This window comes from Curvibacter sp. GW821-FHT09D12 (assembly GCF_059416245.1).
This window is the reverse complement of the sequence record NZ_JBWKOU010000005.1, coordinates 328,439-353,683: the sequence shown is the minus strand read 5'-3', so window position 1 is coordinate 353,683 and position 25,245 is coordinate 328,439. Positions and strand designations below refer to the sequence as shown.

General features: G+C 66.3%; 19 protein-coding genes. 6 read left to right on the top strand and 13 right to left on the bottom strand.

The annotated features are described in order from the left end of the window. Window positions 1-52: 52 nt before the first annotated feature. From AC07PT_RS11080 to AC07PT_RS11055, 6 genes are read right to left on the bottom strand one after another with little or no spacing between them, the layout of a single operon-like run. Window positions 53-832 (bottom strand): lysophospholipid acyltransferase family protein, encoded by a 780-nt coding sequence (locus AC07PT_RS11080; RefSeq protein WP_494656690.1) that lies wholly within the window; start codon window positions 830-832, stop codon window positions 53-55. Window positions 833-863: 31 nt separating this feature from the next. Next, on the bottom strand, window positions 864-2,171 hold the full coding sequence (locus AC07PT_RS11075; protein ID WP_492347108.1) for a dihydroorotase: 1,308 nt from the start codon (window positions 2,169-2,171) through the stop codon (window positions 864-866). 14 nt (window positions 2,172-2,185) lie between these two features. Next, window positions 2,186-3,148, bottom strand: coding sequence for an aspartate carbamoyltransferase catalytic subunit (locus AC07PT_RS11070; protein WP_019577122.1), 963 nt, complete (start codon window positions 3,146-3,148; stop codon window positions 2,186-2,188). Window positions 3,149-3,184: 36 nt separating this feature from the next. Continuing rightward, window positions 3,185-3,691, bottom strand: coding sequence for a bifunctional pyr operon transcriptional regulator/uracil phosphoribosyltransferase PyrR (pyrR, locus tag AC07PT_RS11065; protein ID WP_492347109.1), 507 nt, complete (start codon window positions 3,689-3,691; stop codon window positions 3,185-3,187). Continuing rightward, window positions 3,688-4,113 (bottom strand): Holliday junction resolvase RuvX, encoded by a 426-nt coding sequence (ruvX, locus tag AC07PT_RS11060; protein WP_494656689.1) that lies wholly within the window; start codon window positions 4,111-4,113, stop codon window positions 3,688-3,690. Before ruvX ends, pyrR begins: the two co-directional genes overlap by 4 nt. After that, the gene (locus tag AC07PT_RS11055; RefSeq protein ID WP_492347111.1) at window positions 4,110-4,709 is read right to left on the bottom strand and encodes a YqgE/AlgH family protein; all 600 of its coding nucleotides are present in this window, start codon (window positions 4,707-4,709) and stop codon (window positions 4,110-4,112) included. The genes ruvX and AC07PT_RS11055 overlap by 4 nt, the downstream gene beginning before the upstream one ends. A gap of 21 nt (window positions 4,710-4,730) precedes the next feature. On the opposite strand from AC07PT_RS11055, the gene AC07PT_RS11050 reads away from it, so the two are divergent. Beyond that, window positions 4,731-6,206, top strand: a complete 1,476-nt coding sequence (locus AC07PT_RS11050) for a cryptochrome/photolyase family protein (RefSeq protein WP_494656688.1) — start codon at window positions 4,731-4,733, stop codon at window positions 6,204-6,206. A gap of 39 nt (window positions 6,207-6,245) precedes the next feature. Here AC07PT_RS11050 and AC07PT_RS11045 read toward each other — a convergent pair whose 3' ends face one another. Genes AC07PT_RS11045 through AC07PT_RS11020 form a run of 6 tightly spaced genes read right to left on the bottom strand, consistent with a single transcriptional unit; the run spans window position 6,246 to window position 16,719 of the window. Beyond that, on the bottom strand, window positions 6,246-12,773 hold the full coding sequence (locus AC07PT_RS11045) for a hybrid sensor histidine kinase/response regulator (protein ID WP_494656687.1): 6,528 nt from the start codon (window positions 12,771-12,773) through the stop codon (window positions 6,246-6,248). A gap of 38 nt (window positions 12,774-12,811) precedes the next feature. Beyond that, window positions 12,812-15,136, bottom strand: a complete 2,325-nt coding sequence (locus tag AC07PT_RS11040; RefSeq protein WP_494656686.1) for a methyl-accepting chemotaxis protein — start codon at window positions 15,134-15,136, stop codon at window positions 12,812-12,814. A gap of 25 nt (window positions 15,137-15,161) precedes the next feature. After that, on the bottom strand, window positions 15,162-15,707 hold the full coding sequence (locus AC07PT_RS11035; RefSeq protein WP_494656685.1) for a chemotaxis protein CheW: 546 nt from the start codon (window positions 15,705-15,707) through the stop codon (window positions 15,162-15,164). A gap of 24 nt (window positions 15,708-15,731) precedes the next feature. Beyond that, window positions 15,732-16,097, bottom strand: a complete 366-nt coding sequence (locus AC07PT_RS11030; protein ID WP_492347116.1) for a response regulator — start codon at window positions 16,095-16,097, stop codon at window positions 15,732-15,734. Continuing rightward, window positions 16,097-16,495 carry a response regulator gene (locus tag AC07PT_RS11025; protein WP_019577131.1) on the bottom strand — a complete coding sequence of 133 codons (399 nt, stop codon included), beginning with the start codon at window positions 16,493-16,495 and terminating at the stop codon, window positions 16,097-16,099. The genes AC07PT_RS11030 and AC07PT_RS11025 overlap by 1 nt, the downstream gene beginning before the upstream one ends. A gap of 50 nt (window positions 16,496-16,545) precedes the next feature. Continuing rightward, window positions 16,546-16,719 carry a rubredoxin gene (locus AC07PT_RS11020; RefSeq protein WP_084461699.1) on the bottom strand — a complete coding sequence of 58 codons (174 nt, stop codon included), beginning with the start codon at window positions 16,717-16,719 and terminating at the stop codon, window positions 16,546-16,548. 92 nt (window positions 16,720-16,811) lie between these two features. Here AC07PT_RS11020 and thiD point away from each other — a divergent pair, with 92 nt between their 5' ends. From thiD to AC07PT_RS11000, 4 genes are all read left to right on the top strand, one after another. Next, window positions 16,812-17,744, top strand: coding sequence for a bifunctional hydroxymethylpyrimidine kinase/phosphomethylpyrimidine kinase (thiD, locus tag AC07PT_RS11015; RefSeq protein WP_494656684.1), 933 nt, complete (start codon window positions 16,812-16,814; stop codon window positions 17,742-17,744). Further along, window positions 17,728-19,044, top strand: coding sequence for a glutamate-1-semialdehyde 2,1-aminomutase (gene hemL / locus AC07PT_RS11010; RefSeq protein ID WP_492347119.1), 1,317 nt, complete (start codon window positions 17,728-17,730; stop codon window positions 19,042-19,044). The genes thiD and hemL overlap by 17 nt, the downstream gene beginning before the upstream one ends. A 113-nt stretch (window positions 19,045-19,157) precedes the next feature. After that, a complete protein-coding gene (locus AC07PT_RS11005; protein ID WP_019577134.1) occupies window positions 19,158-19,337 on the top strand; it encodes a hypothetical protein in 180 nt (59 codons plus the stop codon). Window positions 19,338-19,442: 105 nt separating this feature from the next. Next, window positions 19,443-20,819 carry a sigma-54 interaction domain-containing protein gene (locus tag AC07PT_RS11000; RefSeq protein ID WP_494656683.1) on the top strand — a complete coding sequence of 459 codons (1,377 nt, stop codon included), beginning with the start codon at window positions 19,443-19,445 and terminating at the stop codon, window positions 20,817-20,819. On the opposite strand, the gene ccoG is transcribed toward AC07PT_RS11000, so the two are convergent. Then, window positions 20,820-22,256: a cytochrome c oxidase accessory protein CcoG gene (gene ccoG, locus AC07PT_RS10995; RefSeq protein ID WP_492347121.1), complete on the bottom strand. Its 1,437-nt coding sequence runs from the start codon at window positions 22,254-22,256 to the stop codon at window positions 20,820-20,822. Window positions 22,257-22,743: 487 nt separating this feature from the next. Between ccoG and AC07PT_RS10990 the strand changes: the two genes are divergently transcribed. Then, window positions 22,744-25,242 carry an EAL domain-containing protein gene (locus tag AC07PT_RS10990; RefSeq protein ID WP_494656682.1) on the top strand — a complete coding sequence of 833 codons (2,499 nt, stop codon included), beginning with the start codon at window positions 22,744-22,746 and terminating at the stop codon, window positions 25,240-25,242. Window positions 25,243-25,245: the final 3 nt, after the last annotated feature.

Below are 25,245 nucleotides of genomic sequence, written 5' to 3'. Positions count from 1 at the left end.
CGAGCCGACGCCATCAGCCGCCGTTCTGAGCACGCTCGAGGCGCGGCCTCACTCAGTCGGCCAGCCGGCTCACCTGCTGGTGCAACTCGGCCGCCCAGCGGCGGCGATCACGCCCGCCGGCGTGCTGCAGCTCGCCATAGTGCACCACCGCCACGATGGGCTCGCTGGTCAACGTGCGCCACAGGGAGCCGACCAGGGTGTCGTCCCCCACGTAGCAGGGGGCCAGTGAGCGCGTCCCACCGGCCGCCGTGACAAACTTCAGCGCCACCGGCTGCACCGGTGCCGCCGCCGACACCGCGGCCTGCAGCAAATTGGCATGGAATGGCAGCACCTGCAGACCGTCACCCGTGGTGCCTTCGGGAAACACGGCCAGCACGTCGCCGCGCCGCAGGCTGTCGCTCATGTCGTGCACCACCCGCATGGCGTCGCGGCGGGAGGCACGTTCGATGAACAAGGTCCCTGCCGCCGCGGCCAGGGCGCCGATCAGGGGCCAGTGCCGCACCTCGGATTTGGACACGAAGCGGCAATGCCGGCTGGCGTGCAGCACCACGATGTCCAGCCAGGAGATGTGGTTGGACACCAGCAGGGCCGGGCCCAGCGCGACCGGCGTACCCTGGACGCGCAGGCGGATGCCCAGCACTTGCAGCAAACGGCTGGCCCAGGCCTGCACCCGCATTTCACGCTGCTCAGGCCCCAGGCGCGGGAACTGCAGCAGCACCGTGTGCAGACCAGCCAGCACGTGCAGCAGCACGCGCCCCAGGCGCCAGACGGCCCTGGGGGCCCGCAGCCAGCGGCTCGAAGCCCCAGCCTGGCGGTGAGCGGAGGGGTTCATGACGCCGCCGGGCCCTGACCGTGACCGCGTCTCAGACGCGCTCGAAGGCCACCTGGCCACCCACCACCGTGTAGCGCACCTGGCCCGGCATGGCCGTGCCGGTCAGCTCGTAGGCAAACGGGGTGTGCTTTCCCTGGCTGCGCAACGCCTGCGGCAGCACCTGCCACACGGCTTCGGGGTCGAACAGGCAGAGGTCGGCCACGCCGCCTTCGATCACCTGGCCCACGCTGGCCTGCAGGGTGCCCAGCGCCGAACCCAGCACCTGGGCCGGGTCGCGCGTCAGCACCGACAGCGCCCGGGGCAGGCTCAGGCCCAGGTCCTGGCCCCATTTGAGCGCCAGGCTGAGCAGCAGCTCGAAGCCGGTGGCACCGGGCTCGCTCTCGGCAAACGGCAGGGTCTTGGCGTCTTCATCCACCGGGTTGTGGTCGGACACCAGGGCATCGATGGTGCCGTCGGCCAGCGCTTCGCGCAGCGCGTCGCGGTCGCGCTGCTGACGCAGTGGCGGCGTGAGGCGGGCGCGGCTGTCGAAGAAGCCGATGTCGGCATCGATCAGGTGCAGTGAGTTGATGCTGACATCGCAACTCACGGGCAGGCCCTCGGCCTTGGCCTGGCGTACCAGGGCCACGCCGGCGGCGCTGCTGAGGCGGCACAGGTGAACCCGGGCGCGGGTGCTGCGCTGCAACTCGAAGATGGTGTGCAGGGCGATGGTCTCGGCGGCCACCGGCACACCGCTCAGGCCCAGGCGGGTGGCCAGCGGGCCGCTGGCCGCCACACCCTTGCCCAGGTACAGCTCTTGCGGACGCAGCCAGACGGTGTAGCCGAAGGTGCTGGCGTATTGCAGGGCCCGCTGCAGCACCTGGGTGCTGACCAGGGGCACCTCGGCCTGACCGAAACCGATGCAGCCGGCCTCGGTCAACTCGGCCATCTCGGTGAGCACTTCACCAGCCAGGTTGCGGGTCAGCGCCCCCAGGGGGAACAGGCGCGACTGGTGCAGCTTCTCGGCGCGAAACTTGAGCATCTCGACCAATCCGGGCTCGTCGAGCACCGGATCGGTGTCGGGCAGGCAGACCACGCTGGTCACGCCACCGGCCACCGCCGCAGCCATTTCAGATTCGAGCATGCCTTCGTGTTCGTGGCCGGGTTCGCGCAGGCGCGCCGCCAGGTCCACCAGGCCAGGCGCCACCACCAGACCGGTGGCATCGATCACGCGCTGCGGCGCGAATTCGCCACGCACGGCGCCGATGGACACGATGCGGCCCGCCGCCACGGCCACGTCGGCCACCTCGTCGCGGCCCGAAGCCGGGTCGATCACACGGCCGTTCTTGATCAGCAGATTCATGGTGCTCTCCTCCCTCAGGCCTCGTTGCCGGCCACGATGCTCATCACGGCCATGCGGACCGCGATGCCGAAAGTGACCTGCGGCAGGATCACCGATTGCTTGCCGTCCACCACGGCCGAGTCGATCTCGACGCCGCGGTTGATCGGGCCCGGGTGCATCACGATCGCATCGGGCTTGGCCAATTGCAGCTTTTCCTCGGTCAGGCCGAAGCTCTTGAAGAACTCCTGGCTGGACGGCAGCAACGCGCCACTCATGCGCTCGTTCTGCAGGCGCAGCATGATCACCACGTCGCAGTCCTTGATGCCCTCTTCGAGGGTGTGGAACACCTTCACGCCCATCTGCGCCATGTCGCTGGGCACCAGGGTCTTGGGGCCCACCACACGCACCTCGGCACAGCCCAGGGTGGTCAGGCCGTGGATGTCGGAACGCGCCACACGCGAGTGCAGCACGTCGCCCACGATGGCCACCGTGAGGTTGGAGAAATCCTTCTTGTAGTGACGGATCGTGAACATGTCGAGCAAGCCCTGGGTGGGGTGCGCATGGCGCCCGTCACCGGCATTGATCACATGCACATGGGGCGCCACGTGCTGGGCGATCAGGTAAGGCGCACCCGACTCGCTGTGCCGCACCACGAACAGGTCGGCCGCCATGGCCGACAGGTTGGCAATGGTGTCGAGCAGCGACTCGCCCTTGGAGGCCGAGGAGCGCGCGATGTCAAGGTTGATCACATCAGCCGACAGGCGCTTGGCCGCGATCTCGAAGGTGGTGCGGGTGCGCGTGCTGTTCTCGAAGAACAGGTTGAACACGCTCTTGCCGCGCAGCAGGGGCACCTTCTTGACCTCGCGGTCGCTGACGCTGACGAAATTGGCCGCCGTGTCCAGGATGTGGGTCACGATGTCCTTGGGCAGGCCTTCGATGGAGAGCAGGTGGATCAGCTCGCCGTTCTTGTTGAGTTGGGGGTTTCGTTTGTGGAGCATGGCAATTCCCTGTGGGATTCAGGCGAAATCTGGGGCTCAGGCGGGTTCGACGTGGAAGCTGAAGCCGCCCGCATCGCTGCGAGCCAGCGCCAGGGTGCTGCCCTCAGGCAGGGCCACACGGGCCGCCGCGTAGTCGGCCTGGATCGGCAGCTGGCGGCCGCCACGGTCCACCAGCACAGCCAGTCGCACGCTGGCGGGCCGGCCGTAGTCGAACAGTTCGTTGATCACGGCGCGCAGGGTGCGGCCGGTGTAGAGCACGTCGTCCAGCAACAGGATGTCGGCGCCATTGACGTCAAAGGGCAGCAGGGTCTGCCCCGCCGAACTGAGTCCACGCTGGGCAAAGTCGTCGCGGTGCAGGGCGGACGAGATCACGCCGGGCTGACCGGGCAGCCCCAACTCCTTTTGCAGGCGCTCGACCAGCCAGGCGCCCCCCGAGGTGATGCCCACCAGGCGGGTTTCAGGCCCCATCAGGGAACGGACACCGCGCACCAGCTCGCGGTAAAGTGCTTCGGCATCCAGCACCAGGCTTCCGGTGGAACTCAAGGCAGACTCCTCAAAAACTGTTCAAGAATGATGCACGCCGAGGCCGCATCGGCATCGGCGGCACCCAGGGAATGGGCTTCGGTGGTGCTGTAGCGCTCGTCCACCTCGAACACCTGCAGGCCGTAACGGCCCTTGAGCTGGCGCGCAAAACGACGCGCCTTGACGGTGTTCTCGTGCTCGGCGCCATCCGGATGGAAGGGCACGCCCACCACCAGCGCATCGGGCTGCCACTCAGCCAGGACCTTGCCGATCGCTTCGAAGCGACGGTCGCCCTCAGCCGCAATGGTCTTCTGCGGCGTGGCCGAACGGGTGAAGCGGTTGCCCACGGCCACCCCGGTGCGCTTGGCGCCGTAGTCAAAAGCCAGAAACGATTGGAACTGGGCAGGAACCGCTGGAACGCCGGGGCGGTCAGCAGTGCTCATGCGTGCCCCGCCTCGGGCGACAACATCCAGGCCTGCAGGCCCAGCAAGGCCAGAGCCTGGTCGTAGCGCTGTTCGATGGGGGTGTCGAAGATCACACGGCTGTCGGCATCGACCGTGAGCCAGCTGTTTTCAGCCAGCTCGGACTCCAGTTGGCCACCGCCCCAGGACGAGTAGCCCAAGGTGACGATGACCCGTCGCGGGCCGGCCCCAGTGGCCAAGGCCTCCAGCACGTCGCGCGAGGTGGTCATTTCGAGCCCCCCGGGGATGGTCATGGTGGACGCATAGGCCGACTGGTCGCCCTCGGGCGTGTCGGCCACCATGGCGTCATGCAGCACAAAGCCGCGTTCGGTCTGGACCGGGCCACCTTGCAGCACCGGCGCGTCGGACAGGTCAGGCCGACGCAAAGACAGATCGACCTTGTCAAACAAGGCCTTGAGTGAGAGATCGCTGGGTTTGTTGATGATGAGGCCCAGCGCGCCGCGCTCGCTGTGCTCGCACAGGTAAACCACACTGCGCGCAAAAGCCTCATCCTCCAGCCCGGGCATGGCGATCAGGAAATGATTCGTCAGGTTGATGGGGGCAGAATCAGAAGGCATCCCGCGATTTTAACGGTCCCTATGCCCAAGCCTTACCCGATCGGTCTTTTCTGGTTCCGGCGCGACCTGCGCGCCCATGACAATGCCGGCCTGCACCAGGCCCTGAGCCAGTGTGCGCAGGTGCACACGGTGTTCGTGCTCGACACCGACATCCTTGACGGCCTGCCGCGGCAGGACCGGCGCGTGGACTTCATCGTGCAAAGCCTGGCCCAGCTCGATGAGGCCTTGCGCAGCCTGGCCGGACGGGCCGGTGCCGGCCTGATCGTGCTGCACGGAGCGGCCCGCGACGAGGTGCCGGCCCTGGCCCGGCGCCTGGGTGCCCAGGCGGTGTTCACCAACCACGACGACGAGCCGGCCGCCTTGCAGCGCGACAGCGAGGTGCGCACGGCCTTGAGCCGGCAGGGCATGGCCTTCCACACCAGCAAAGACCAGGTGATCTTCGAGCGCCGCGAGGTGCTGACCCAGACTGGCTCGGTGTATGGCGTGTTCACGCCCTACAAGAACGCCTGGCTCAAGAAGATCACGCCCTTCTACCTGAAGAGCTACCCGGTGGAACGTCACGCCAGCGCCCTGGCCGAGCGGCCTGAGGGCCTGCGCCACGCACCGCCCAGCCTGGAGTCCATCGGCTTTCAGCCCAGCAACCTGGGCCAGCTGCGCCTGCCGGTGGGCCTGGCCGGCGCACGCGCGCTGCTGGACGACTTCCGACCCCGACTGGAGGCCTACCAGCGCACGCGCGACTTTCCAGCCCTCAAGGGGCCCAGCTACCTCAGCACCCACCTGCGCTTTGGCACCGTCTCGATCCGCGAGTTGGCAGCCCTGGCCCACCAGGCCAGCAGCCACGATCCGGCCGACACCGGCGCCGCCACCTGGCTGAGCGAGCTGATCTGGCGCGATTTCTACATGCAGATCCTGGCCAACCACCCGGGCGTGGTGACGAACAGTTTCAAGCCCGAGTACGACGCCATCGAATGGGAACAGGGCCCCGAGGCCGAGGCCCTGTTCCAGGCCTGGTGCGAGGGCCGCACCGGCTACCCGCTGGTGGATGCGGCCATGGCCCAACTCAACCAGACCGGCTACATGCACAACCGCCTGCGCATGGTGGTGGCGAGTTTTCTGGTCAAGGACCTGGGGATCGACTGGCGTCGAGGTGAGGCCTATTTCGCGCAGCAGCTCAATGACTTCGACCTGGCGGCCAACAACGGCGGCTGGCAGTGGGCCAGCTCCAGCGGTTGCGATGCGCAGCCGTATTTCCGCATCTTCAACCCGGTGAGCCAGAGCGAGAAATTCGATGCCGAGGGGCGGTTCATCCGCCGCTACCTGCCTCAGCTGGCGGGCTTGCAGGGTGCAGCCCTGCACGCCCCCTGGCAGGCCCGCCCCATCGACCTGCAGGCGGCCGGCCTGCGCCTGGGTGAGGGCTACCCGCTGCCCATCGTGCAGCACGACGAAGCACGCCAGCGCACGCTGGCGCGTTACGCGGTGGTCAAGAAGCCCAGCTGATCCCATGACGGGGCCAGGGCCCCGCCGGCAGCGGCGTGCTCAGGCCGGGGTGTCGGCCACCACGCCCTGCCCGGCATAGTGCCGCACCAGGCTCAGCAGCTCTTCTTCGGCGTAGGGCTTGCCCAGGTAGTGGTTGACGCCCAGTTCCAGGGCATGCTCACGGTGCTTGGCGGCAATGCGCGAGGTGATCATGATGATGGGCAGCTCATGCAGGGCCGCATCGTGGCGGATGTTGCGCGCCAGATCGAAGCCATCCATGCGGGGCATTTCGATGTCGGACAGCACCACCACCGGGCGCTCATCCTGCAGGCGCTCCAGGGCCTGCAGCCCGTCGGCGGCCAGGGTCACCCGGTAGCCTTCGCGCTGCAACAGACGCTGGGTCACGCGGCGCACGGTGATCGAATCGTCCACCACCAGCACCAGCGGGGCCTGGGCATCGGACAGCACAGCCGGTTCGGCCACGCCGCCCGGGGCATCGGCCGCAGGGGTGACCGGCTGGGCCAGGCGGGCCCGGATCTGATCGCCATACACGTTGGCCAGCGCCACCGGGTTGTAGATCATCACCACCGCCCCGGAAGCCAGCACCGACATGCCGGCCAGGCCGGGCAGGCGCGAGAGTTGCGGCCCCAGGTTCTTCACCACCACCTCCTGGTTGCCCAGCACTTCATCGACGTGCACCGCGATGCGCTGCGCCGCGCTGTGGAAGATCACCACGGGCCGCGTGCGGGCCGCCGCCTCGGTGCTGTGCGCCGCCAGTTGCAACAGTGCCCCGCCCCAGTAGAAGGGCACGGTCTCGACCCCCAGATCGAACTGGCTGCTGCGGTAGGCTTCATCCAGTTCGCCGGGGCCTGAGCGGCGCACGATCTCGACCAGGCTGGCCGGCACGCCGAGGGTAGCCTGGCCGATGCGCAGCATCACCACCTGGGTGACCGCCGTGGTCAGGGGCAGCACCAGCTTGAAGCGGCTGCCCTGCCCGCTGCGGCTGCGGGTTTCAATGCGCCCACCCAAGGCGTTGACCTCGGTGCGCACCACGTCCATGCCGATGCCGCGGCCCGCCAGTTCGGTGACCTCGCTGGCAGTGGTGAAACCGGGCATGAAGATCATCTGGGCGGCCTCGTCCTCGGACAGGACGTGACCGGGCGCCATCAGGCCCTGGCTTTGGGCACGCTCGCCAATCGCCGCGAGATCCAGCCCGGCACCATCATCGGCGAACTCGACCGACACATCGTTGCCGCTTTGCGTGACCTGGATGCCGATGCTGCCGGTGGCCGGCTTGCCGGCGGCCGCGCGCTGCTCGGGGCTTTCGATGCCGTGCGCCACCGCGTTGCGCAACAGGTGTTCGAAGGCCGGGGTCATGCGGTCCAGCACGCCGCGGTCCATCTCGATGCTGCCGCCGGTGATGTCGAGCTTGATCTGCTTGCCGGTTTCCTTCGCTGATTGGCGTGCGATGGCGTACAGACGCTCGGCAATGCCGTCAAACTCAACCATGCGGGTGCGCAGCAGATCACGCTGCAGTTCACGCGCCTGGCGGGCCTGGGCCACCAGCTCGTCTTCGGTGCTGTCCACCGTGCGCTGCAGATTGCGCTGCACCATGGCCACGTCGTTGACCGACTCGGCCATCATGCGGGTGAGCTCCTGCACCCGGGTGAAACGATCAAACTCCAGCGGGTCAAAGCCCGCATCCGAATCCTTGGCCTGGGCCAGGCGCGACTGCATCTGCGACTCGGCCTGAAGCTCGATGTCGCGCAACTGCTCGCGCAGGCGATCCAGGTTGCCGGTGAGCTCACCCAGCGAACTGCGCATCTGCCCCACGCGCGACTCCAGGCGTGATCGCGAGATCATGACCTCGCCGGCCTGATTGACCAGCCGGTCCAGCAGTTGCGAGCGCACCCGCACCGATTGGCCTGCCAGCGTCTTCTGCGGCACCCACTGAACGGTTGGGGGCAAGGCTGGCCGCGGCACGGCGGCCGCCACAACCTCGCCTGACAACACTTGGGTGGCGGCCTGCAGATCGGCCTCGGTGGCCGCATCGCTGTAGCCCCGCAGCGCATCAAAATTGGCCTGCAAACCGTCAAAGCGGTTCACCAGGGCGTCCAGGGCCGAAGCATCGGCACCAGTTTCGTCCAGCCCTTCGATCACCGACTCCATGCGGTGGGCCATCTCGCCCAGGCGCAGTGCGCCCGCCAGGCGCGCGCTGCCTTTGAGGGTGTGCAAATGCCGCAGCAACTCGGCCCGCGGCTCGGCCTGGGTGGGCTCGTCCTGCCAGTGGCGCAGGCTGGCCGCCACCCGCGGCAACAGTTCGAGCGCTTCTTCTTCGAAGATCGGGAACAGGTCGGGGTCGATCACGTCGACCGCGTCAAATTCGTCGTCGTAGGCCCGCTCAGGCGCGGCGTCGAGGGCCGAGGGCTGCGGGGCTTCCAGGCTTGGCTGCGCGTTGGGCGCAGGCTCTTCGGCGGACGGCAGGGGGTCCACCGGCAGCACTTGCGACGCATCCGCCAAATTCGCCACATCGGCCACAGCGGCCACATCCGACACCTGCTCTGCCTGCCACGCGGGCACCGGCTCAAGCACCGGCTCAGGGCTCAGGGCCACGTCCACCAGGTCGGTGGTGGGCGCCTCCGTCACGAGGAGGGGCTCCGGCTCGGCTTCAAGCAGGGGCTCGGGCATGGGCACGGACATGGGCGCGTCCATGTCGCCCGGCAGGGTCAGTGGCTCTGGCTGACCCAATTCAAGAGTTTCAACCGTTTCGATCGCTTCAACGGCTTCAACGGCTTCATCCAGCCCGGCCTCATCGAAGGCCGGTTCATCAAAAGCCGGTTCATTCGAGGCTTGCGCCGGCGCATCGATCCACTCCGAGGGCTCGGCCAGGGCCAGGCCCTCCGGCAAGGGCGCGCCTGCCTCGGTCGCCAGAATGGCCTCCAGGGCCTGCACCACGGCCGGCTGCGGCTCTTTGAGAAAGCCCGCCGCAAACTGATGCAGCAGGCGGCGGATGTCGTCCGCCGCATCGACGAAGGCACGCGCATCCGACTCGGTGCCCCGGCTTTGCAGCTGCACATGCTGCAGCGCATGCTCCAGCGTGCGGGCCAGCGACGACAAGGCCTTGAAGCCCACCGTGGCCGAACTGCCGGCCAGGGAATGGGCCAGCGCCACCGCCGTATCGGGCACAGGCTCGTGCAACTCCAGCGCCCACTCACCCAGCGAGGTCTGCAAACGCCGCGACCACTCGTCAGCCTCATTGAGGTAGACGTTGTAAAGCGGAATGCTCAGGCGCAGGTCGCCAATGACCCGGATTGATTCATCATCACCGGCAGGCATCAGCAAGTCGACGGGCTCGGGCTCGGGCTCGGGCTCGGGCTCGGGCTCGGCAGGATGGTCCTCTGGCGCCATGGCGGGGTCGGCCAGCGCAGGCTCCAGATCCCCGTCGGACTCGGGCGAAGGTGGCGGTGGTTCCTCGGCGGCATCCGCGGCCAGGAGCAAGTCCGCTTGCAAGGTGTCCTGCGGGATGTCATGCGGGGTGTCCAGCAGCGCATCCGGCAGGGCTTGCAGCCCGGGTTCAGACAGCGATTCAGCCGCGGGTTCCAACGACAGGGCCTCGAAAGAGCGCAACAGCTCATCGTCCAGGGCGGCATCCACGGCCGCATCCAGACTGGCTTCATCCAAAGGCAAGGCCGGCGGCTGTGGACGCTCCAGTCCGGCATCGGCCTCCAGCGGAAAGTCCAGCTCAAAGTGGGGCAAAGCGTCGGCCTGCGGCGCTGCCTCGGCCTCAGCGTCAGTCTCTACGCCCGGCAAATCAAGCAGCAGCTCCGGCAGGGCCGCATCAGGCGGCACATCGTCGACAGGCGCGACAGCCTCTGCAGGGGCTTCGGCCAGGGCTGCCTCGAACTGGGCGAAATCAATGTCCTCAACATCGAACGATGCCGTGGCCGCCTCGGGTGCGGCAGCGGTCTCGACCGGCGCCTCGTCAGCGAACGACATCATTGCCGTGGGCGCAAAGTCGACCAGCGGTACGCCGTCGTCTTGGGCCACCGGCAGCCCCGCATCGAGGGACAGGCCGTCGAGCGACAGGTCCCCATCAGCGCCCTCACCGACCTCTTCCGGTGCCAGCGGCGGCAGCTCAGGCAACCCGGTGGGTTCCGGCGTGGGCTCAGCCACGGCATCGAGCAGGGGCAACAGGCGATCTTCGAGCCGCAGGGCATCGGCGGCCTCGCGGAAGGGTGCGGCGCGCCAGGCATGGGCCTGGTGGGCGGCAATGTCGTCCACCCAGCGCGAGAACTGATTCAGGGCCTGGATGGACAGGGTCAGCACAGGCTTGCTGGCAGGCTTTTGGTCGGCCAGCCAGGCGTTGTGCAATTGCTCAAGTGCCCAGGCGGCTTCGCCAAACTCGCCCAAGCCCACCATGCGCGAACTGCCCTTGAGGGTGTGGAAGGCTCGGCGCAAGGCCGTCTGGTCGCCCAGGGAGGCCGGGTCGTGGTGCAGCGCATCGATGGTGGCGGCCCCCTGGGCAAAGACCTCGCGGGCCTCTTCCAGGAAAACGTCGATGAGTTCGTCCTCTTCGATCGCGGGCGCCTCGGTGCGGGCGGGCGGCGGCAACGAGGGGGCTGCGACTTCGTCGCCCAGTGCGTCGTCACCGAGCTCGGCAGGCTCGGGGGCCTGGACCGGCGCTGCAGGGGACGGCAGGGCCGTGCCGAGCGGGGCCTCCTGGGCTTGCGCAAGACCAGACGACGGGGTACCCAATGCCAGTGAGTCCACAAACAGCGGTGGCTCGAGCGGGGTTTCAGGGCTTTCGGTGGGGCCGAACTGCTGGCGCTGGCGCCCGCCCAGGAACTTGAGTTCGCCCGCCTCTTCGTCATAAACAAAGAGCTTGCGGGCCAACGTGCGCTGGTAGCTCAGCATGTCGATCAGGAACCCCAGTGCCCCCAGGCTGTTGCCCAGGCGCTCGAAGGTGCCGGCACGCACGGCGTCGCTGGTGACTTCATCGACCATCAGCCGCTCGACGCTGTCGCGCATGCGCATGGCCGCGTGGGCGGCCTGCTCCAGCCCCAGCACCGAAAGCACCCCACGCATCTGCGACAGGCGCGCCGGCACCGCCGTCAGAACCTGGCTGTCGGAAGGCTGGCGGAAGAAGGTATCGAGCGACTTTTCAACTTCGGTCAGGGTGGAGCGCAGTTCCTCAACCACACTGCCCATGGTCTGGCGATCGCTGACACGCCGGTACAGCTCTTCCATCCAGGGTTCCAGAGGGCCCACTTCCTCGCCGGCGAGCACGCGGTCCAGGCGATCAGCGAGGGCTCGCGAGCGCTCGCTCATCTGGGCTTCGTCAATGTCCATTTCCTGGTAGCAGGCCTGCAGGAACAGCACGGCCGTGGCCACTTCCATGGCCACCGATGCCCCAGGTGCGTCGCCCCCGTGAGCCGTGGCTTCGGCCGCCCGTTGCAGCGCCTGGCCCAAAGGCTGGCTACCCGGGTGCAGCTTGGACAGCGATTCACCCACCAGGGCAAACTGATCGACGGCGCTGCGCAACTTGTTGCGGTCGCCACCGGCCAGGGCCGACCAGGTGTCGGTGGCCGTGGCGATGCGCTTGCGCGCCTGCACCAGCACGGCCGGGTCAAAACGGCCGAAACGGCGCGCCTCGTAATCGGCCGGGGCGTGGCGTTGCAGGCCATAGGCCTCGCGCACGGCACGCAGCAGGGGTGCAGGTTGCTGCTCGGTCAGGCGGGCCTGTGCGCAGTAGAAAAGCAGGTCCTGGAACAGACGCTCGGACACCGCGGCTTCGCCACGGGCCAGCGCCGAGTACTGCACCAGCACACGCGAGATGACCCGCTTGACGTAGACATCCAGCGGCACCAGGCCCAGGGACAGTCCTTCAAAGAAACCCGCCGCCACCTTCCAGAACAGACGCCCGCCCTGGGTGCCCGCATGGGCCAGGCCAGCAGCGATCTGGGCCATGGCACGGGCCCCCGAGGGGCGTCCGGTCTTGACCAGCTTGAGCATGGCGTGGTCGAAACGAGAGCGCACCTCGGCGTCATAGGCCAGCGGCACCAGGCCGTCGGGCAACACCGGATCGGCCACGCGGCGCTCGTTGCCCCACAGATCGGCCGGATGAATGCGCTCGACGCCCAGCCACTGCTGCACGTCGCGGTACTGAGGAAACAGGCTGACCGCCGACACTTCGTGGCCCGCCAGCACCGCCTCCAGATACTCGCTGATGGCAAAGCTGGCCCGCTCGATCACGGCGATGGCATCGTCGGTGCAACTTGATGGGGCCTGGATGAACTTCTGTGTCATCGCCTCCAGGGCCCGCATCATCAGCGCCACCGGCGCCATGCCCACCATCTCAAGCGCCCCGGTGGCCTGGTGCATCTGCTGTCGCGCCAGGCGCAGCGCACTCACATCCGCGCTGGCCAGTTCGGCCCCGTGGCTCAGCAAAGCCTCGCGCACATGGCGGCGCATGGCCTTGATCGAGCCGTCAAGGGATTTGCGCAGTTCGTCCAGCACCCAGGCCAGAGGGCCCAGGTCATGGTCTGCCGCATCCAGGGCAGCGGGGGACACAGCGTCGGTGGGTCGCATGAAGGGTTCCGGTCAGGCGTTGGGGCGACTGGCCCCGATCAGGCGATCTTGAACCGCGCCACGGAGTGACGCAGTTCATCGGCCATCTGCGACAGTTCGCGCACCTGCTGGGCTGTGGTCCGAGTGCCCTCCCCGGTCTGTTCGGTCACGGCAAAAATGTGCTGGATGTTGTCGGCCACCTCGTTGGCCAGCGTGGCTTCCTTGGAGGCTGACGACGAGATCTGTTCGATCAGCTCGGCCAGTCGCTGCGACACGCGGTCGATCTCGGTCAGAGCAGTACCGGCGCTGTCGGACAGTCGAGCCCCTTCCACCACACCCTGGGTGGAGCGCTCCATGGCGGCCACGGCGTCCTGGGTGTCGGTCTGAATCGCCTTCACCAGCGCCGCGATCTGGCGCGTGGCGTCGGCCGAACGCTCAGCCAGACGCTGCACTTCTTCCGCCACCACCGAGAAGCCTCGACCGGCTTCACCGGCGGAGGCGGCCTGGATGGCGGCGTTCAGGGCCAGCACGTTGGTCTGCTCGGTAATGTCAGAGATCAGCTCGGTGATTTCACCGATCTCTTGCGAGGATTCGCCCAGTCGCTTGATGCGCTTGGAGGTTTCCTGGATCTGGTCACGGATGGCGTTCATGCCCCCGATGGCGTTCTGCACCGCTTGCAGACCTGAGTCGGCCGCCTGCAGCGATTGGCGGGCCACCGAGGCGGACTCTTGCGCCTGCGCCGACACACCATTGATGCGCGAGGCCATTTCAAGCACCGAGCGGCCGGTTTCACGGATCTCACGCAGTTGCTCGGTGGAGGCCGCCAGCAGCTCGGTCGAGGTGTTGTCCACCTGGGCCGTGGTCTGGGCCACGCGGGTGGCCGTGTTCTGCACGTTGCCCACCAGAACACGCAGCTCTTCCACCGTGTAGTTCACCGAGTCGGCGATGGCGCCGGTGATGTCTTCGGTCACCGTGGCTTCCTGGGTCAGATCGCCTTCGGCCACCGTCTGCAGTTCGTTCATGAGTCGCAGAATGGCGGCCTGGTTGGCGTCGTTGACGCGCTTGGCCTCTTGCTCCTGGCGTTGGGCTTCAAGCTGCTGCAACTCGGCAGCGGTCTGGCGGTTGCGGCTGTCCAGCAGCTGCACACGGGCCAACCCGAAAGCACAGATCAACACGAAGAACGAAGCCACCACCAGGGACAGGATGGAGGTCAGGCTCAGACCGGTCTGCGAGGACAGGCGACCCTGCAGGTCTTCCAGGCCCCGGCGCAGCGGCTCGGAGTCGTTGAGGATGGCGGACTGCGCCTCACGGGCCGACACCAGCCCTTGCAGGTTGCCCAAAATCGCACCGGCCTGGCTGCGGGTCTGGTCATAGACCTTGATCAGGCTTTCGAGCTGCTCGCGGGTCTGGGCGTCCTTGGAGGCGGCCAGACGCAGTTCCGGGCTGCCGTTGAGCAAACCCTGGGCGATCTCGCGGAAGGAGTTCAAATCCTTGCCGAGCAGGAACACGGCTTCGGGGCTGACCCCTTCGGTGGTCTGGAACTCGTTGGCGGATTTGCCGATGCGCTGGGTCAGCATCACCAGTTGGCCGGCGGCCGAGATCTCGGACGCCGGTGCGTTCTGCTGCAGCTTGAGCGAGGAGATGGTTTCGGCGATCTCCAGCAGGTCGGCAGACTGGCGGTTGATGGTGCGCAGGGCCTCACCCACCTGGGTCAGGATCTTCTGCTGGCTCATCACCACGGATGCATTGCGTTCGGCACGCTCCATCAGCGGCATGACCTTGTCCAGGTCGGCCTTGAAATCGGTGCCCAGCGGATCCAGGCGCATCTGGTCATCACCATTGGTCAAGCCACGCACGGTCTTGACCAACACCCCCGCGCTCTCGACGACGTCAGGGAAAGCCTGCGGGCTGCCGACCAGGGCCTGTGATACCGACTTGGCCAGGCGCTGCGACTGCATCAGCGACTGCCCTGAGGCTGCAAGCTGCTGAGCCACCTTGTCCGCCTGGCTCAGCGCCACACCGGCAATGGCGGCCAGCACCAGCAAGGCCACCCCCAACAGAATGAACAGCACGCGCTGATGGCGTGCCACGGTGCCGCGCCCCAGCAGGGGCAACTCGATCTGCCCTTCGGTGGCATCCTTGATCTCGGATTCAGCCAGGCGCGTTTCGGCAAAGTTGACCTGGCGGTTGTCCAGTTCGGTTTCAGGGGCCAGAGAGTCGCCCAGTCCGCCGCCGTCCTGCCTCAGATCCTGCAGGGCGTCCGGGTGGCCGGGCAACTCATGCAGGGTGTCAGGCCCCGCCAGCCCCACCGCCACCGAGGACTCGGCCTCGGCCGGAGACTTCTTCTTGGCAAACAGCTTTCCGATTTGATCCGCAAATGACATGGAACGACCTTGATGGCTGAGGCACTCAGGCACTGATACTGAGGAACTGCACAGACTGCGAGAGCGACAGGAGTTGGATCTCCTGCCAGGTCTCGCCTTGCGCATCGGTGTGGAGGGCACCGAAGAAGCCCGGGGCATCTTCGGCAGGGGGGGCGCTGGAAACAAAAGCGTCGGGGCTGCGCAATCCGGCAAGGCGGTCGACCACCAGGGCCACGTTCACGTCCAGGGCGGCATTGAGCGCCAGGAGGCTGCAATCGGCCAGGGCCAGCTCGGAGCGAGGACGCAAAGCAGGCGCTGTTGGCCAGACTTCGACCAGAAAAGCGGCCAGGTCGACCACGCCGGACAGACTGCCGCGCAGATTGGCCACCCCCCAAAACCAGGGCTGCGTGTAAGGCACCGGCTGCACCGGCGACCATGGAAAAATCTCGCCCGACTGGGCCAGGGGCATCAGGTAACGCCCTGCGCCGGCATGCACTGCCAGCCAGGCAATCGAGGGCCCTTCGGCTTGCGCAGCCTGAAGACGGGCGGCCAGGCGGCTTTGGAGTTCACGGAGAGCATCTCGATTGGCCATTGGGGGGGTCGCAGGTCTGGGCGATCAGTTCAGCGCGTTGATCTTGGCCTTGAGTTCGGCGGGATCGACCGGCTTGGTGATGTAACCCCGCGCGCCCTGTCGCAAGCCCCAGACCCGGTCGGTCTCCTGGTTCTTGCTGGTGCACATGATGATGGGCACATCGGCGTACTTGGGGTCCCGGCTGATCGAGCGCGTGAGCTGAAAGCCATTCTGGCCGGGCATCACGACATCCATCAGGATGAGGTCGGGCTTCTCTTCGGCCAGGCGCTTGAATGCTTCGTCAGCGTTTTCAGCGGTGCGGACCTGCATCCCGTTTTTCTGCAGCAGTTCAGACAGGAACATCAGCTCCGTCTTCGAGTCGTCAACGATCAGCACTTTGTGAATCGACATCACAACGCTCCTAGAGTCGGCATACCGAATTGCCGCACGGCCTGCAGCAATTGGTCCTTGGTGAAGGGTTTGGTGAGGTAATCCTGACAACCCACCATGCGTCCGCGCGCCTTGTCGAACACGCCATCCTTGGAGGACAGCATCACGACCGGCGTCGCCGCAAAGCGCTCATTGCGTTTGATGATGGCACAGGTCTGGTAGCCATCCAGCTTGGGCATCAGGATGTCACAGAAGATCAGCTGCGGCTCGTAGTCATTGACTTTGGCGAGCGCATCAAAGCCGTCGTCGGCCAGCAGAACGTCATGACCGCCCTGCTTGAGAAATATTTCAGCGCTGCGGCGGATGGTGTTGCTGTCGTCCACCACCAGCACTTTGAGACCTGAACTGTCAATGGACATCAGTGCGTTCCTCCTGTCGCCAGATCGACGCCAGCAAGGGAGTCACGGGTTCAGATCTGGACCATTTCAAAGTCTTCCTTGCGGGCTCCGCACTCAGGGCAGGTCCAGTTCATCGGAACCTTTTCCCAGGGGGTGCCTGGCTCGATGCCATGCTCGGGAGCACCGGTGGATTCGTCATAAATCCAGCCACAAATAAGACACATCCAAGTTTTGTTATCAGTCACAGCTTAAGGGGCCTTCGAATAGAATGCAATGATTGTATCGAGTCCCGCGGCCGCTTCTGCTACCCTGAGCAGACTGCCCATTTCCGGACTTCATGACCACCCTCACCTCCCCCCCCAGCGCCCCCGCGGCCAGCGACGACGAGAGCACGCCGGCATGCGTGTTGGTGTTCAACGCCAGCGACCCCAGCGGGGCTGGCGGCCTCACGGCAGACATCACCACCATCGCCTCGGTTGGCGGGCACGCCTTGCCCGTGGTGACCGGCAGCTACATCCGCGATACCTCCGAAATCTTCGACCATGCCGCCTTCGATGACGAGGTCGTCACCGAGCAGGCGCGCACCATGCTCGAAGATGTGCCGGTGCAGGTGATCAAGGTGGGCTTTGTGGGCGACCCGGAGAACCTCAGCTCGATCGCCGAGATCAGCTCAGACTACCCCGACATCCCGGTGGTGGCCTACATGCCCAACCTGTCCTGGTGGCAGGAGGACAAGATCGACAGCTACCTGGACGCGTTTTCCGAACTGCTGTTGCCCCAGACCTCGGTGTTGGTTGGCAACCACAGTACCTTGTGGCGATGGCTGCTGCCCGACTGGAACAGTGACCGTTCCCCCACCGCCCGTGACATTGCCACTGCCGCCGCCAAACAAGGCGTGCCCTACACCCTGGTCACGGGCATCCCCCTGCCCGAGCAACATGTCGACAACGTGCTGGCCAGCCCGCAAAGCGTGCTGGGCCACGTGCAGTTCGAGTTGTTCGACGCCGTGTTCGCCGGTGCCGGCGACACTTTGTCGGCCGCGCTGGCCGCCCTGGTCGCCACCGGCATGGATCTGGGCGAAGCCACCAGCGAGGCCTTGAGCTACCTGGACCGATGTCTGGACGCGGGCTTCCGCCCCGGCATGGGCCATGTGATCCCCGACCGCCTGTTCTGGGCCCAGCCCGAAGAAGGTGAAGACGACAACGAAGACCCCGACGCCAGCGACACGCTGGCCGGGTTTGTGATTCCTCCCCATGACACTCAACACTGACCTGAACCTGCCCCTGTTCGAACGTGCCAAGCGCGTGATCCCCGGCGGCGTGAACTCGCCCGTGCGCGCCTTCCGCGCCGTGGGGGGCACGCCACGTTTTGTCCAACGGGCACAGGGCGCCTACTTCTGGGACGCCAACGACCAGCGATTCATCGACTACATCGGCTCCTGGGGGCCGATGATCCTGGGCCATGGCCACCCAGCCGTGCTGGAAGCGGTGCAAAAGGCGGCCCTGGAGGGCTTCTCGTTCGGCGCCCCCACCGAGCGCGAGGTCGAACTGGCCGAAGAAATCCTGAGCCTGGTGCCCTCGATGGACATGGTGCGCCTGGTCAGCTCGGGCACCGAAGCCGGCATGACCGCGATCCGCCTGGCCCGTGGCGCCACTGGCCGCAGCAAGCTGATCAAGTTCGAGGGCTGCTACCACGGCCACGCCGATGCCCTGCTCGTCAAGGCGGGCTCGGGGCTGGCCACCTTCGGCACCTCCACCAGCGCTGGCGTACCGCCCGAGGTGGTGCAGCACACCCTGGTGCTGGAGTACAACAACATCGAGCAGCTTGAACAGGCCTTTGCCGAGCACGGCAAGGAACTGGCCTGTGTGATGATCGAACCGATCGCAGGCAACATGAACTTCGTGCGCGCTTCGGTGCCCTTCATGAAGCGCTGCCGCGAGCTGTGCTCGGAACACGGCGCCCTGCTGATCCTCGACGAGGTGATGACCGGCTTCCGCGTGGCCCTGGGCAGTGCCCAGAGCGTCTATGCGCGGGCCATCCCCGGTTTTGAACCCGACATCACGGTGATGGGCAAGGTGATTGGCGGCGGCATGCCGCTGGCCGCTTTCGGCGCCCGCCGCGCCATCATGGAACACCTGGCTCCGCTGGGGGGCGTTTACCAGGCCGGCACCCTGTCGGGCAACCCGGTCGCCACCGCCTGTGGCCTGGCCACGCTGCGCGAGATCCGCCAACCCGGTTTCTTCGAGGCCCTGTCGGCCAGCACCCAGTCGCTGGTGGACGGGCTCAAGGCGGCCGCTGCCGCCGAGGGCGTCCCCTTCAGCGCCGACTGCCAGGGCGGCATGTTCGGCTTCTTCCTGATGCCGGAGTTGCCGCAGAACTACGCCACGGTCATGAAGACCGACAGCGCCCGCTTCAACCAGCTGTTCCACGGCCTGCTGGACCGCGGCGTGTACATCGCTCCGGCCCTGTATGAAGCCGGCTTTGTCAGCAGCGCCCACAGCGCCGACGACATCGCCCAGACCGTGGCCGCCGCCCGCGAGGTGTTCAAGACCCTGGCGGCCGCGAGCTGACCCCCCTGACGCGCCGGGCCACCGCCCGGTGCGCCCAAAGCCCTTGTGCTTGCGCACCGCTGTGCTAAAAATGAAGCACTGACCGCGCCCTGCGGCCATGAAAAGAGGGCGTCATGAGCAACAACAAGCCGCTTCGCTTTTGGGAAGTCGATCTGCTGGAGTGGGCCAAGCAGACCCTGATCGACCTGTTCGTGCTGGCCCAGTTCACTTCAGTGTTCCTGTTTCTGACCCTGCCGGTGGTGATTCCAGGCCTGCTGATGTGGGGTTTCCAGATCCTGACCGGACGCCCCTGAGTTGAAACTCAAGTCGCAGTTCATCGACCTGCGACGCTTCATCACTTCCCACGGCCTGCCATTTCTTTGGCAGTATTGGCAGTCACTGCCAAACGACTGCCTGCCATGCCCCGCACCCGCCCCACGCTCCGCCCCACGTCGGCCCTGCCGAGCCAGGATGAGCTCAATGCCCTGTTGTCCTTCCTGGAGCACGACCATGCCCCGATGATGGTGCTTGACCCGGCCTACAACATCCTGGCTGCCAACACCGCCTACCGGCGCCAGTTCGGGGCAGCCGACACCTCGCCCCTGGGGCGCAAGTGCTACGAGGTCTCACACCACTACGACGTGCCCTGCGACCAGGCGGGCGAGCACTGCCCCATGCGCCACGCGCTGGAGCGGCGGCGTGCCGACCGCGTGCTGCATGTGCACCACACCCCGCGCGGGCTGGAGCATGTCGACGTCGAACTGCGCCCCATCCAGGACCGCCAAGGCCAAGTGATTGCCTTTGTCGAGCGCTTGTCCACGCTGCGCAGCGCCTCGCCCCAGGTGCGGGCCGACGGCCTGGTCGGGCATTCGAGCGCCTTCACCCAGGCGTTGGCCGCCTTGCAGCGCGTGGCGCCCTCGAACCTGCCGGTGCTGCTGCTGGGCGAGTCTGGCACGGGCAAGGAATTGTTCGCCCGGGCGCTGCATGAGGCCAGCGAACGCGCCCATGGTCCCTTCGTGACAGTGGACTGCTCGGGCTTCACCGAGACGCTGTTCGAAAGCGAGCTGTTCGGCTACGAGAAAGGGGCCTTCACCGGTGCAAGCAGCCGCAAGAAAGGCCTGGTCGAGACGGCCACCGGGGGCACGCTCTTCCTCGACGAGATGGGCGACGTTCCGTTGAGCATGCAGGTCAAGCTGCTGCGCCTGATCGAGTCGGGCACGTTCCGGCGGGTGGGCGGCATCGAGACCCTGCGTGCCGATTTCCGCCTGGTGGCAGCCACCCACAAGCCCCTGGCACGCATGGTCGAGCAGGGGCAGTTCCGGCAGGATCTGTATTACCGCATCAACGCATTTCCGGTGCACCTGCCCGCGTTGCGCGAGCGGGCCGACGACATTCCGCTGCTGGTGGACTCCATCCTGGCGCGCAGCCAGTCCGGCAGCCTGCGTTATCGGGTCGATGCCGAGGCCATGCGCTGCATGCAGCACTACGCCTGGCCGGGCAACATCCGCGAACTGCGCAACGTGATCGACCGGGCGCGCCTGTTTGCCGACGATGGCGTGATCGGACTGGCCCAGTTGCCGCCGGACACCCTGCAGTCCGACGCCCGCGGCGGCCCAGCGGTGGCCACGGCGCCACCGCCTCCGCTGACCACCGACCGGCTCCAGACACCCGACGCATTGCGCGAACTGGCCACCCGCTTCCAGGGCAGCCGCAAGGCACTTGCGCGCCAACTCGGCCTGAGCGAGCGCACCCTCTACCGGCGCCTGAAGGACCTCGGGCTGGCCGGCAGGCCGTGATCAGCGCGGCACCAGGAAGGCCGACTTCTCCGACACATGGGCCTCGCCCCCCTCGGCACCGATCGAGAAATAAACGGTGTGCGAACCTGCCGGGGCCGAGCCATAGGGCACCTGCAGGCGCACGGGCACCCAGCGCGATTCGGCCGGCCCCACCTCGACCAACACCTCCGAGGCCACCTTCAGGCCCTCCAGGCCCGTGGCGCCCAGCCGGTAGGTCTGTGGCTTTTCGGTGGCGTTCATGATCTGCAGCCGGTACACGTTCTCCAGCATGCCGCCCGGGGCAATCCGCGACAGCGCCGCGCGGTCGCGCACCACATCCACGCGCAAGGGCGTGCGCAGCACCAGGTGGGAGAACAGCGCCACGGTCAGCGCCAGCAGCACGGTGGCATACACCAGCACCCGGGGGCGCATCACATGGCGCAGGATCTGTGCGCGCGTCCAGCCGTTGCGCACCGCGTTCTGGGTGGAGTAGCGCACCAGGCCGCGCGGGTAGTTGAGCTTGTCCATCACCGTGTCGCACACATCGGCACAGGCGCCGCAGCCGATGCACTCGTATTGCAGCCCCTTGCGGATGTCGATGCCGGTGGGGCAGACCTGCACGCACAGCTCGCAATCCACGCAAGCCCCGAGCTTCAGCGCCGCCGGGTCGGCCTTGCGCGAGCGCTTGCCGCGCGGCTCGCCGCGCGCTTCGTCGTAGGTGACGATCAGGGTGTCCTTGTCGAACATGGCGCTCTGGAAGCGGGCATAGGGGCACATGTACTTGCACACCTGCTCGCGCATGAAGCCGGCGTTGCCATAGGTGGCAAAGCCGTAGAACAGCACCCAGAAGGTCTCCCAGGGGCCCAGTGAGTTGGTCCAGACCTCCAGGCCCAGCGTGCGCACGGGCGTGAAATAGCCGACAAAGGTGAAGCCCGTCCACACGGCCACGGCCAGCCAGACCCCGTGCTTGCCGCCGCGCCGCCAAAGCTTGTTGAGCGACATGGGGGCCTCGTCCAGGCGGATGCGGGCCATGCGGTCTCCCTCGAAGCGCCGCTCGATCCACAGGAAGATCTCGGTGTACACCGTCTGGGGGCAGGCATAGCCGCACCACAGGCGACCGGCGACGGCCGTGAACAGAAACAGCGACAGGGCCGAGATCACCAGCAAGCCGGTCAGGTAGATGAAATCCTGCGGGTAAAGGACGATGCCGAACAGGTAGAAGCGCCGCGCTCCCAAGTCAAACAGCACCGCCTGACGCTGCCCCCACTCCAGCCAGGGCAAGCCATAAAAGAAGATCTGCGTGAGGAACACCAGGCCCCAGCGCCAGCGAGCAAACAGGCCACTGACCGAGCGCGGATGGATCTTTTTGGTGGCGGCGTACAGGAACACCTCGGCGTCTTCCGGCGGTGCCGCAACGATGGGAATGACTTTGTTCGTGGAGGAAGGCGTGGAATCCATGGCAACCCGGTTCAGTGAGGCGCTCCTCCGCAGGCGGGATGCCACGCGGATGAGCCGACACGCGCCCGGGGACATCCCGGGCACTCAGATCAAGGCTTCCTAAGGGCAGTTTTCATGCCAGCCCATTCGCGCAGGAAATGTTCTTTAAATACAGGGGCTTATGCGCAGAACACCTGATCACCTCGAATTCTGACAGCCATTCCACTGCCAAATATCCGCCACTTCAGTGCCATAACACTGCCAATTCACTGCCACACGAGGTCGGTGGTCTGAAGCATTGAGTCGACCTGTTGCATCCATGGCATATTGAAAATAATCATTTTTAATATTTATCATCTAAAAATAGATGAAATGATTCATTTGGACGCCAAAGAATTACAAAATGCTTGTTGAATTTCATATTTAGTATATATTTCAAATAAATAGACACACTCAACGCTTGGCACCACCCCACCGAGGCCGTTGCATCCCCCAAGGTTGATCCCCCATGGCACACGTCTGCAGTCCAGAACAGTCCCCCTCGCAGCCCCTGACTGCTGCCGACCTGAATGCCCTGCAATCCCTGCACACGCATTTGAGGCAGCACTGCCCCGACGCATTTCGGGTTGCGGCCCGCCACCTGCTGCAAGAACCTGTCAGTCAGGCGCACTGGCCTGATGACGCGTCCGAGGGCCAACTGGAGCAACTGCAGGCAGCCTATTTCGCCAACCTCACCGAAGGCCCCTACGGAGAGGGTTATCGACAAAGCCGGGACCAGATGGGCCAGGCCATGGCCCGCCTGGACCTGCCCCCGAGCTGGCTGACCGAGGCCTACCGGCATTACCTGCAGACGGTGCTGCCCTGCCTGGTGCAGGCGCATGCCGGCCAACCCGACCAGTTGCTGGACCAGGTGCTGGCCCTGAGCAAGGCGCTGATGCATGACATGGGTCTGGCCACCGACGCACTGCAGCGCCACCGGCGACGAAACGCACCCCGTCTTGACAATTACGGCGCGGCCTTTGCCGGGCTGCCCTGCGGCACCCTGGTGCTGACCCCGGACCTGACGGTCGTTTTCGCCAACCCGGCAGTCGAAGCCCTGTTGAATCTGCCCGCTGGCAGCCTGCACGGGAGTGCGCTGCACGAATGGCTGGACGTGACACGCCTGATCCCACTGGCCGAACAGGTCTTCCATCAGAACCTGGCCAGCGAGACCCTGACCCTGTGCCGCAGTGGGCACCCCGAGGCCCTGGCCATCCCGGTGCGTGCCACGACACGCCTTCTGCGCGATGCCCTCCACGGAGGAGAGCCCCACCTGCTGCTGGTATTGGAAGACCTGCGCCAGCAGACCCGCCTGACGCGCGACCTGCTCAATGCCCAGGCTGTGGCCAGCGTCGGCACCTGGCAGATTGACCTGGCCACCGATGTGATGCTGCTCAGCCCCCAGGCCTGCAGCATCCTGAACTGGCCCGAAGACCGGGTCTGCACCTTCCGCAGCCTGATGGAGCACATCCATGACGAAGATCGCGAAGGCGTGGAAAAGGCCTGGCAGGCCGCGCTGGAAGGGGCCCCTTTCCGAGTGGAGCACCGCCTCAAGATGGGCCAGGGGCTGCGCTGGATCGAGGCGCGTGGCCGCCTCGAATACGACGCCCAAGGCCGGCCACTGAAAGGCCATGGGACCCTGCTTGATACCTCTGAGCGCCACCTGGCGGCCGAACACCTGCAACGCCTGGCGCTTTACGACGTGCTGACCGGACTGCCCAATCGAACCCATGGCCTGGTGCTGGCACAGCAGATGCTGGACCGCTGCGAGCGCGCGGGCCGGCAACTGGCCTTGCTGTTCCTGGACCTGGACCGCCTGCAGGAGACCAACGACATCCTGGGGCACGCCATGGGCGACCAGGTGTTGCGCGAGGTGGCGCACCGCTGTCAGGCCCTGCTGTGCAAGGACCAGTTGCTGGCCCGCATTGGTGGTGATGAGTTCATGGTGGCCTGTGAAATCGACAGCCTGGAAGACGCCCAGCACATCAGTCGCAACCTGATGCACACCCTGGCCCAGCCCATCGGCGCAGCCGCCCCCCCGGTCGAGGTGGGCGTGAGCATCGGTATGGCGCTGTTCCCCAGCCAGGGCGCCACTGTCGAGGAATTGCTCAAACATGCGGATCTGGCCATGTTCAAGGCCAAGGCCCTGGGCGGTGGCCATTGCCAGTTGTACGAGCAGCAGATGAGTGAAAAACTGCATCGCCGCAACACCCTGGCCACACGCCTTGCCAAGGCCTTGACCAGTGGCGGCCTGCACCTGCATTACCAGCCCAAGATCGACCTGAACAGCGGCCGGCTGATCGGCCTGGAAGCCCTGGCCCGCTGGAACGACCCCGAGCTGGGGTCAATCAGCCCCGGTGAATTCATCCCGGTGGCAGAGGAACGGGGACTGATTACTCAGCTGGGGGACTGGGCCCTGCGCGAAGCCAGCCGCCAATGGGCGGCATGGCACGCGCCGGCCCTGGCCGCGCCGCCCCCGATTGCGGTGAACGTGTCGGCCGCCCAGCTCAGCGATGAATCTTTCCCGCTCCGGGCCACCCAATTGGTACGCGCCGCCGGCGCCCGTCCTGAAGCGATCGAGCTGGAGATCACCGAGACCGCGATGACACTGGACCCTGAACGTGCCCGACGCGTGGCCGGCCAACTGGTGGCCGCAGGCTTCAACCTGACGCTCGACGATTTCGGCACAGGCTATGCCTCGATGGCGCAATTGAAGAACTTCCCGGTGGGCAAGCTGAAGATCGACATGAGCTTCGTGCACGACATGCTGCGCGCCCCGGCCGACCAGGCCATCGTGACGGCCGTCATCAGCATGGCACGGGCTCTGCGTCTGCGCACCGTGGCGGAAGGGGTGGAAACCCCTGAACAGGCCCAAACCCTGCTGGCACTCGGCTGCGATGAGGCCCAGGGCTACCACTACGCCCCGGCGCTGCCGCCCCGGCTGCTGGCAGCAGATTGGCTGCCCTAGCCA

Coding starts and splice junctions, on each gene's coding strand:
- AC07PT_RS11080 (WP_494656690.1), bottom strand. CDS start 832: ATGAACCCCTCCGCTCACCGCCAGGCTGGGGCTTCGAGCCGCTGGCTG.
- AC07PT_RS11075 (WP_492347108.1), bottom strand. CDS start 2,171: ATGAATCTGCTGATCAAGAACGGCCGTGTGATCGACCCGGCTTCGGGC.
- AC07PT_RS11070 (WP_019577122.1), bottom strand. CDS start 3,148: ATGCTCCACAAACGAAACCCCCAACTCAACAAGAACGGCGAGCTGATC.
- ruvX (WP_494656689.1), bottom strand. CDS start 4,113: ATGAGCACTGCTGACCGCCCCGGCGTTCCAGCGGTTCCTGCCCAGTTC.
- AC07PT_RS11055 (WP_492347111.1), bottom strand. CDS start 4,709: ATGCCTTCTGATTCTGCCCCCATCAACCTGACGAATCATTTCCTGATC.
- AC07PT_RS11050 (WP_494656688.1), top strand. CDS start 4,731: ATGCCCAAGCCTTACCCGATCGGTCTTTTCTGGTTCCGGCGCGACCTG.
- AC07PT_RS11045 (WP_494656687.1), bottom strand. CDS start 12,773: ATGCGACCCACCGACGCTGTGTCCCCCGCTGCCCTGGATGCGGCAGAC.
- AC07PT_RS11040 (WP_494656686.1), bottom strand. CDS start 15,136: ATGTCATTTGCGGATCAAATCGGAAAGCTGTTTGCCAAGAAGAAGTCT.
- AC07PT_RS11035 (WP_494656685.1), bottom strand. CDS start 15,707: ATGGCCAATCGAGATGCTCTCCGTGAACTCCAAAGCCGCCTGGCCGCC.
- AC07PT_RS11030 (WP_492347116.1), bottom strand. CDS start 16,097: ATGTCGATTCACAAAGTGCTGATCGTTGACGACTCGAAGACGGAGCTG.
- AC07PT_RS11025 (WP_019577131.1), bottom strand. CDS start 16,495: ATGTCCATTGACAGTTCAGGTCTCAAAGTGCTGGTGGTGGACGACAGC.
- thiD (WP_494656684.1), top strand. CDS start 16,812: ATGACCACCCTCACCTCCCCCCCCAGCGCCCCCGCGGCCAGCGACGAC.
- hemL (WP_492347119.1), top strand. CDS start 17,728: ATGACACTCAACACTGACCTGAACCTGCCCCTGTTCGAACGTGCCAAG.
- AC07PT_RS11005 (WP_019577134.1), top strand. CDS start 19,158: ATGAGCAACAACAAGCCGCTTCGCTTTTGGGAAGTCGATCTGCTGGAG.
- AC07PT_RS11000 (WP_494656683.1), top strand. CDS start 19,443: ATGCCCCGCACCCGCCCCACGCTCCGCCCCACGTCGGCCCTGCCGAGC.
- ccoG (WP_492347121.1), bottom strand. CDS start 22,256: ATGGATTCCACGCCTTCCTCCACGAACAAAGTCATTCCCATCGTTGCG.
- AC07PT_RS10990 (WP_494656682.1), top strand. CDS start 22,744: ATGGCACACGTCTGCAGTCCAGAACAGTCCCCCTCGCAGCCCCTGACT.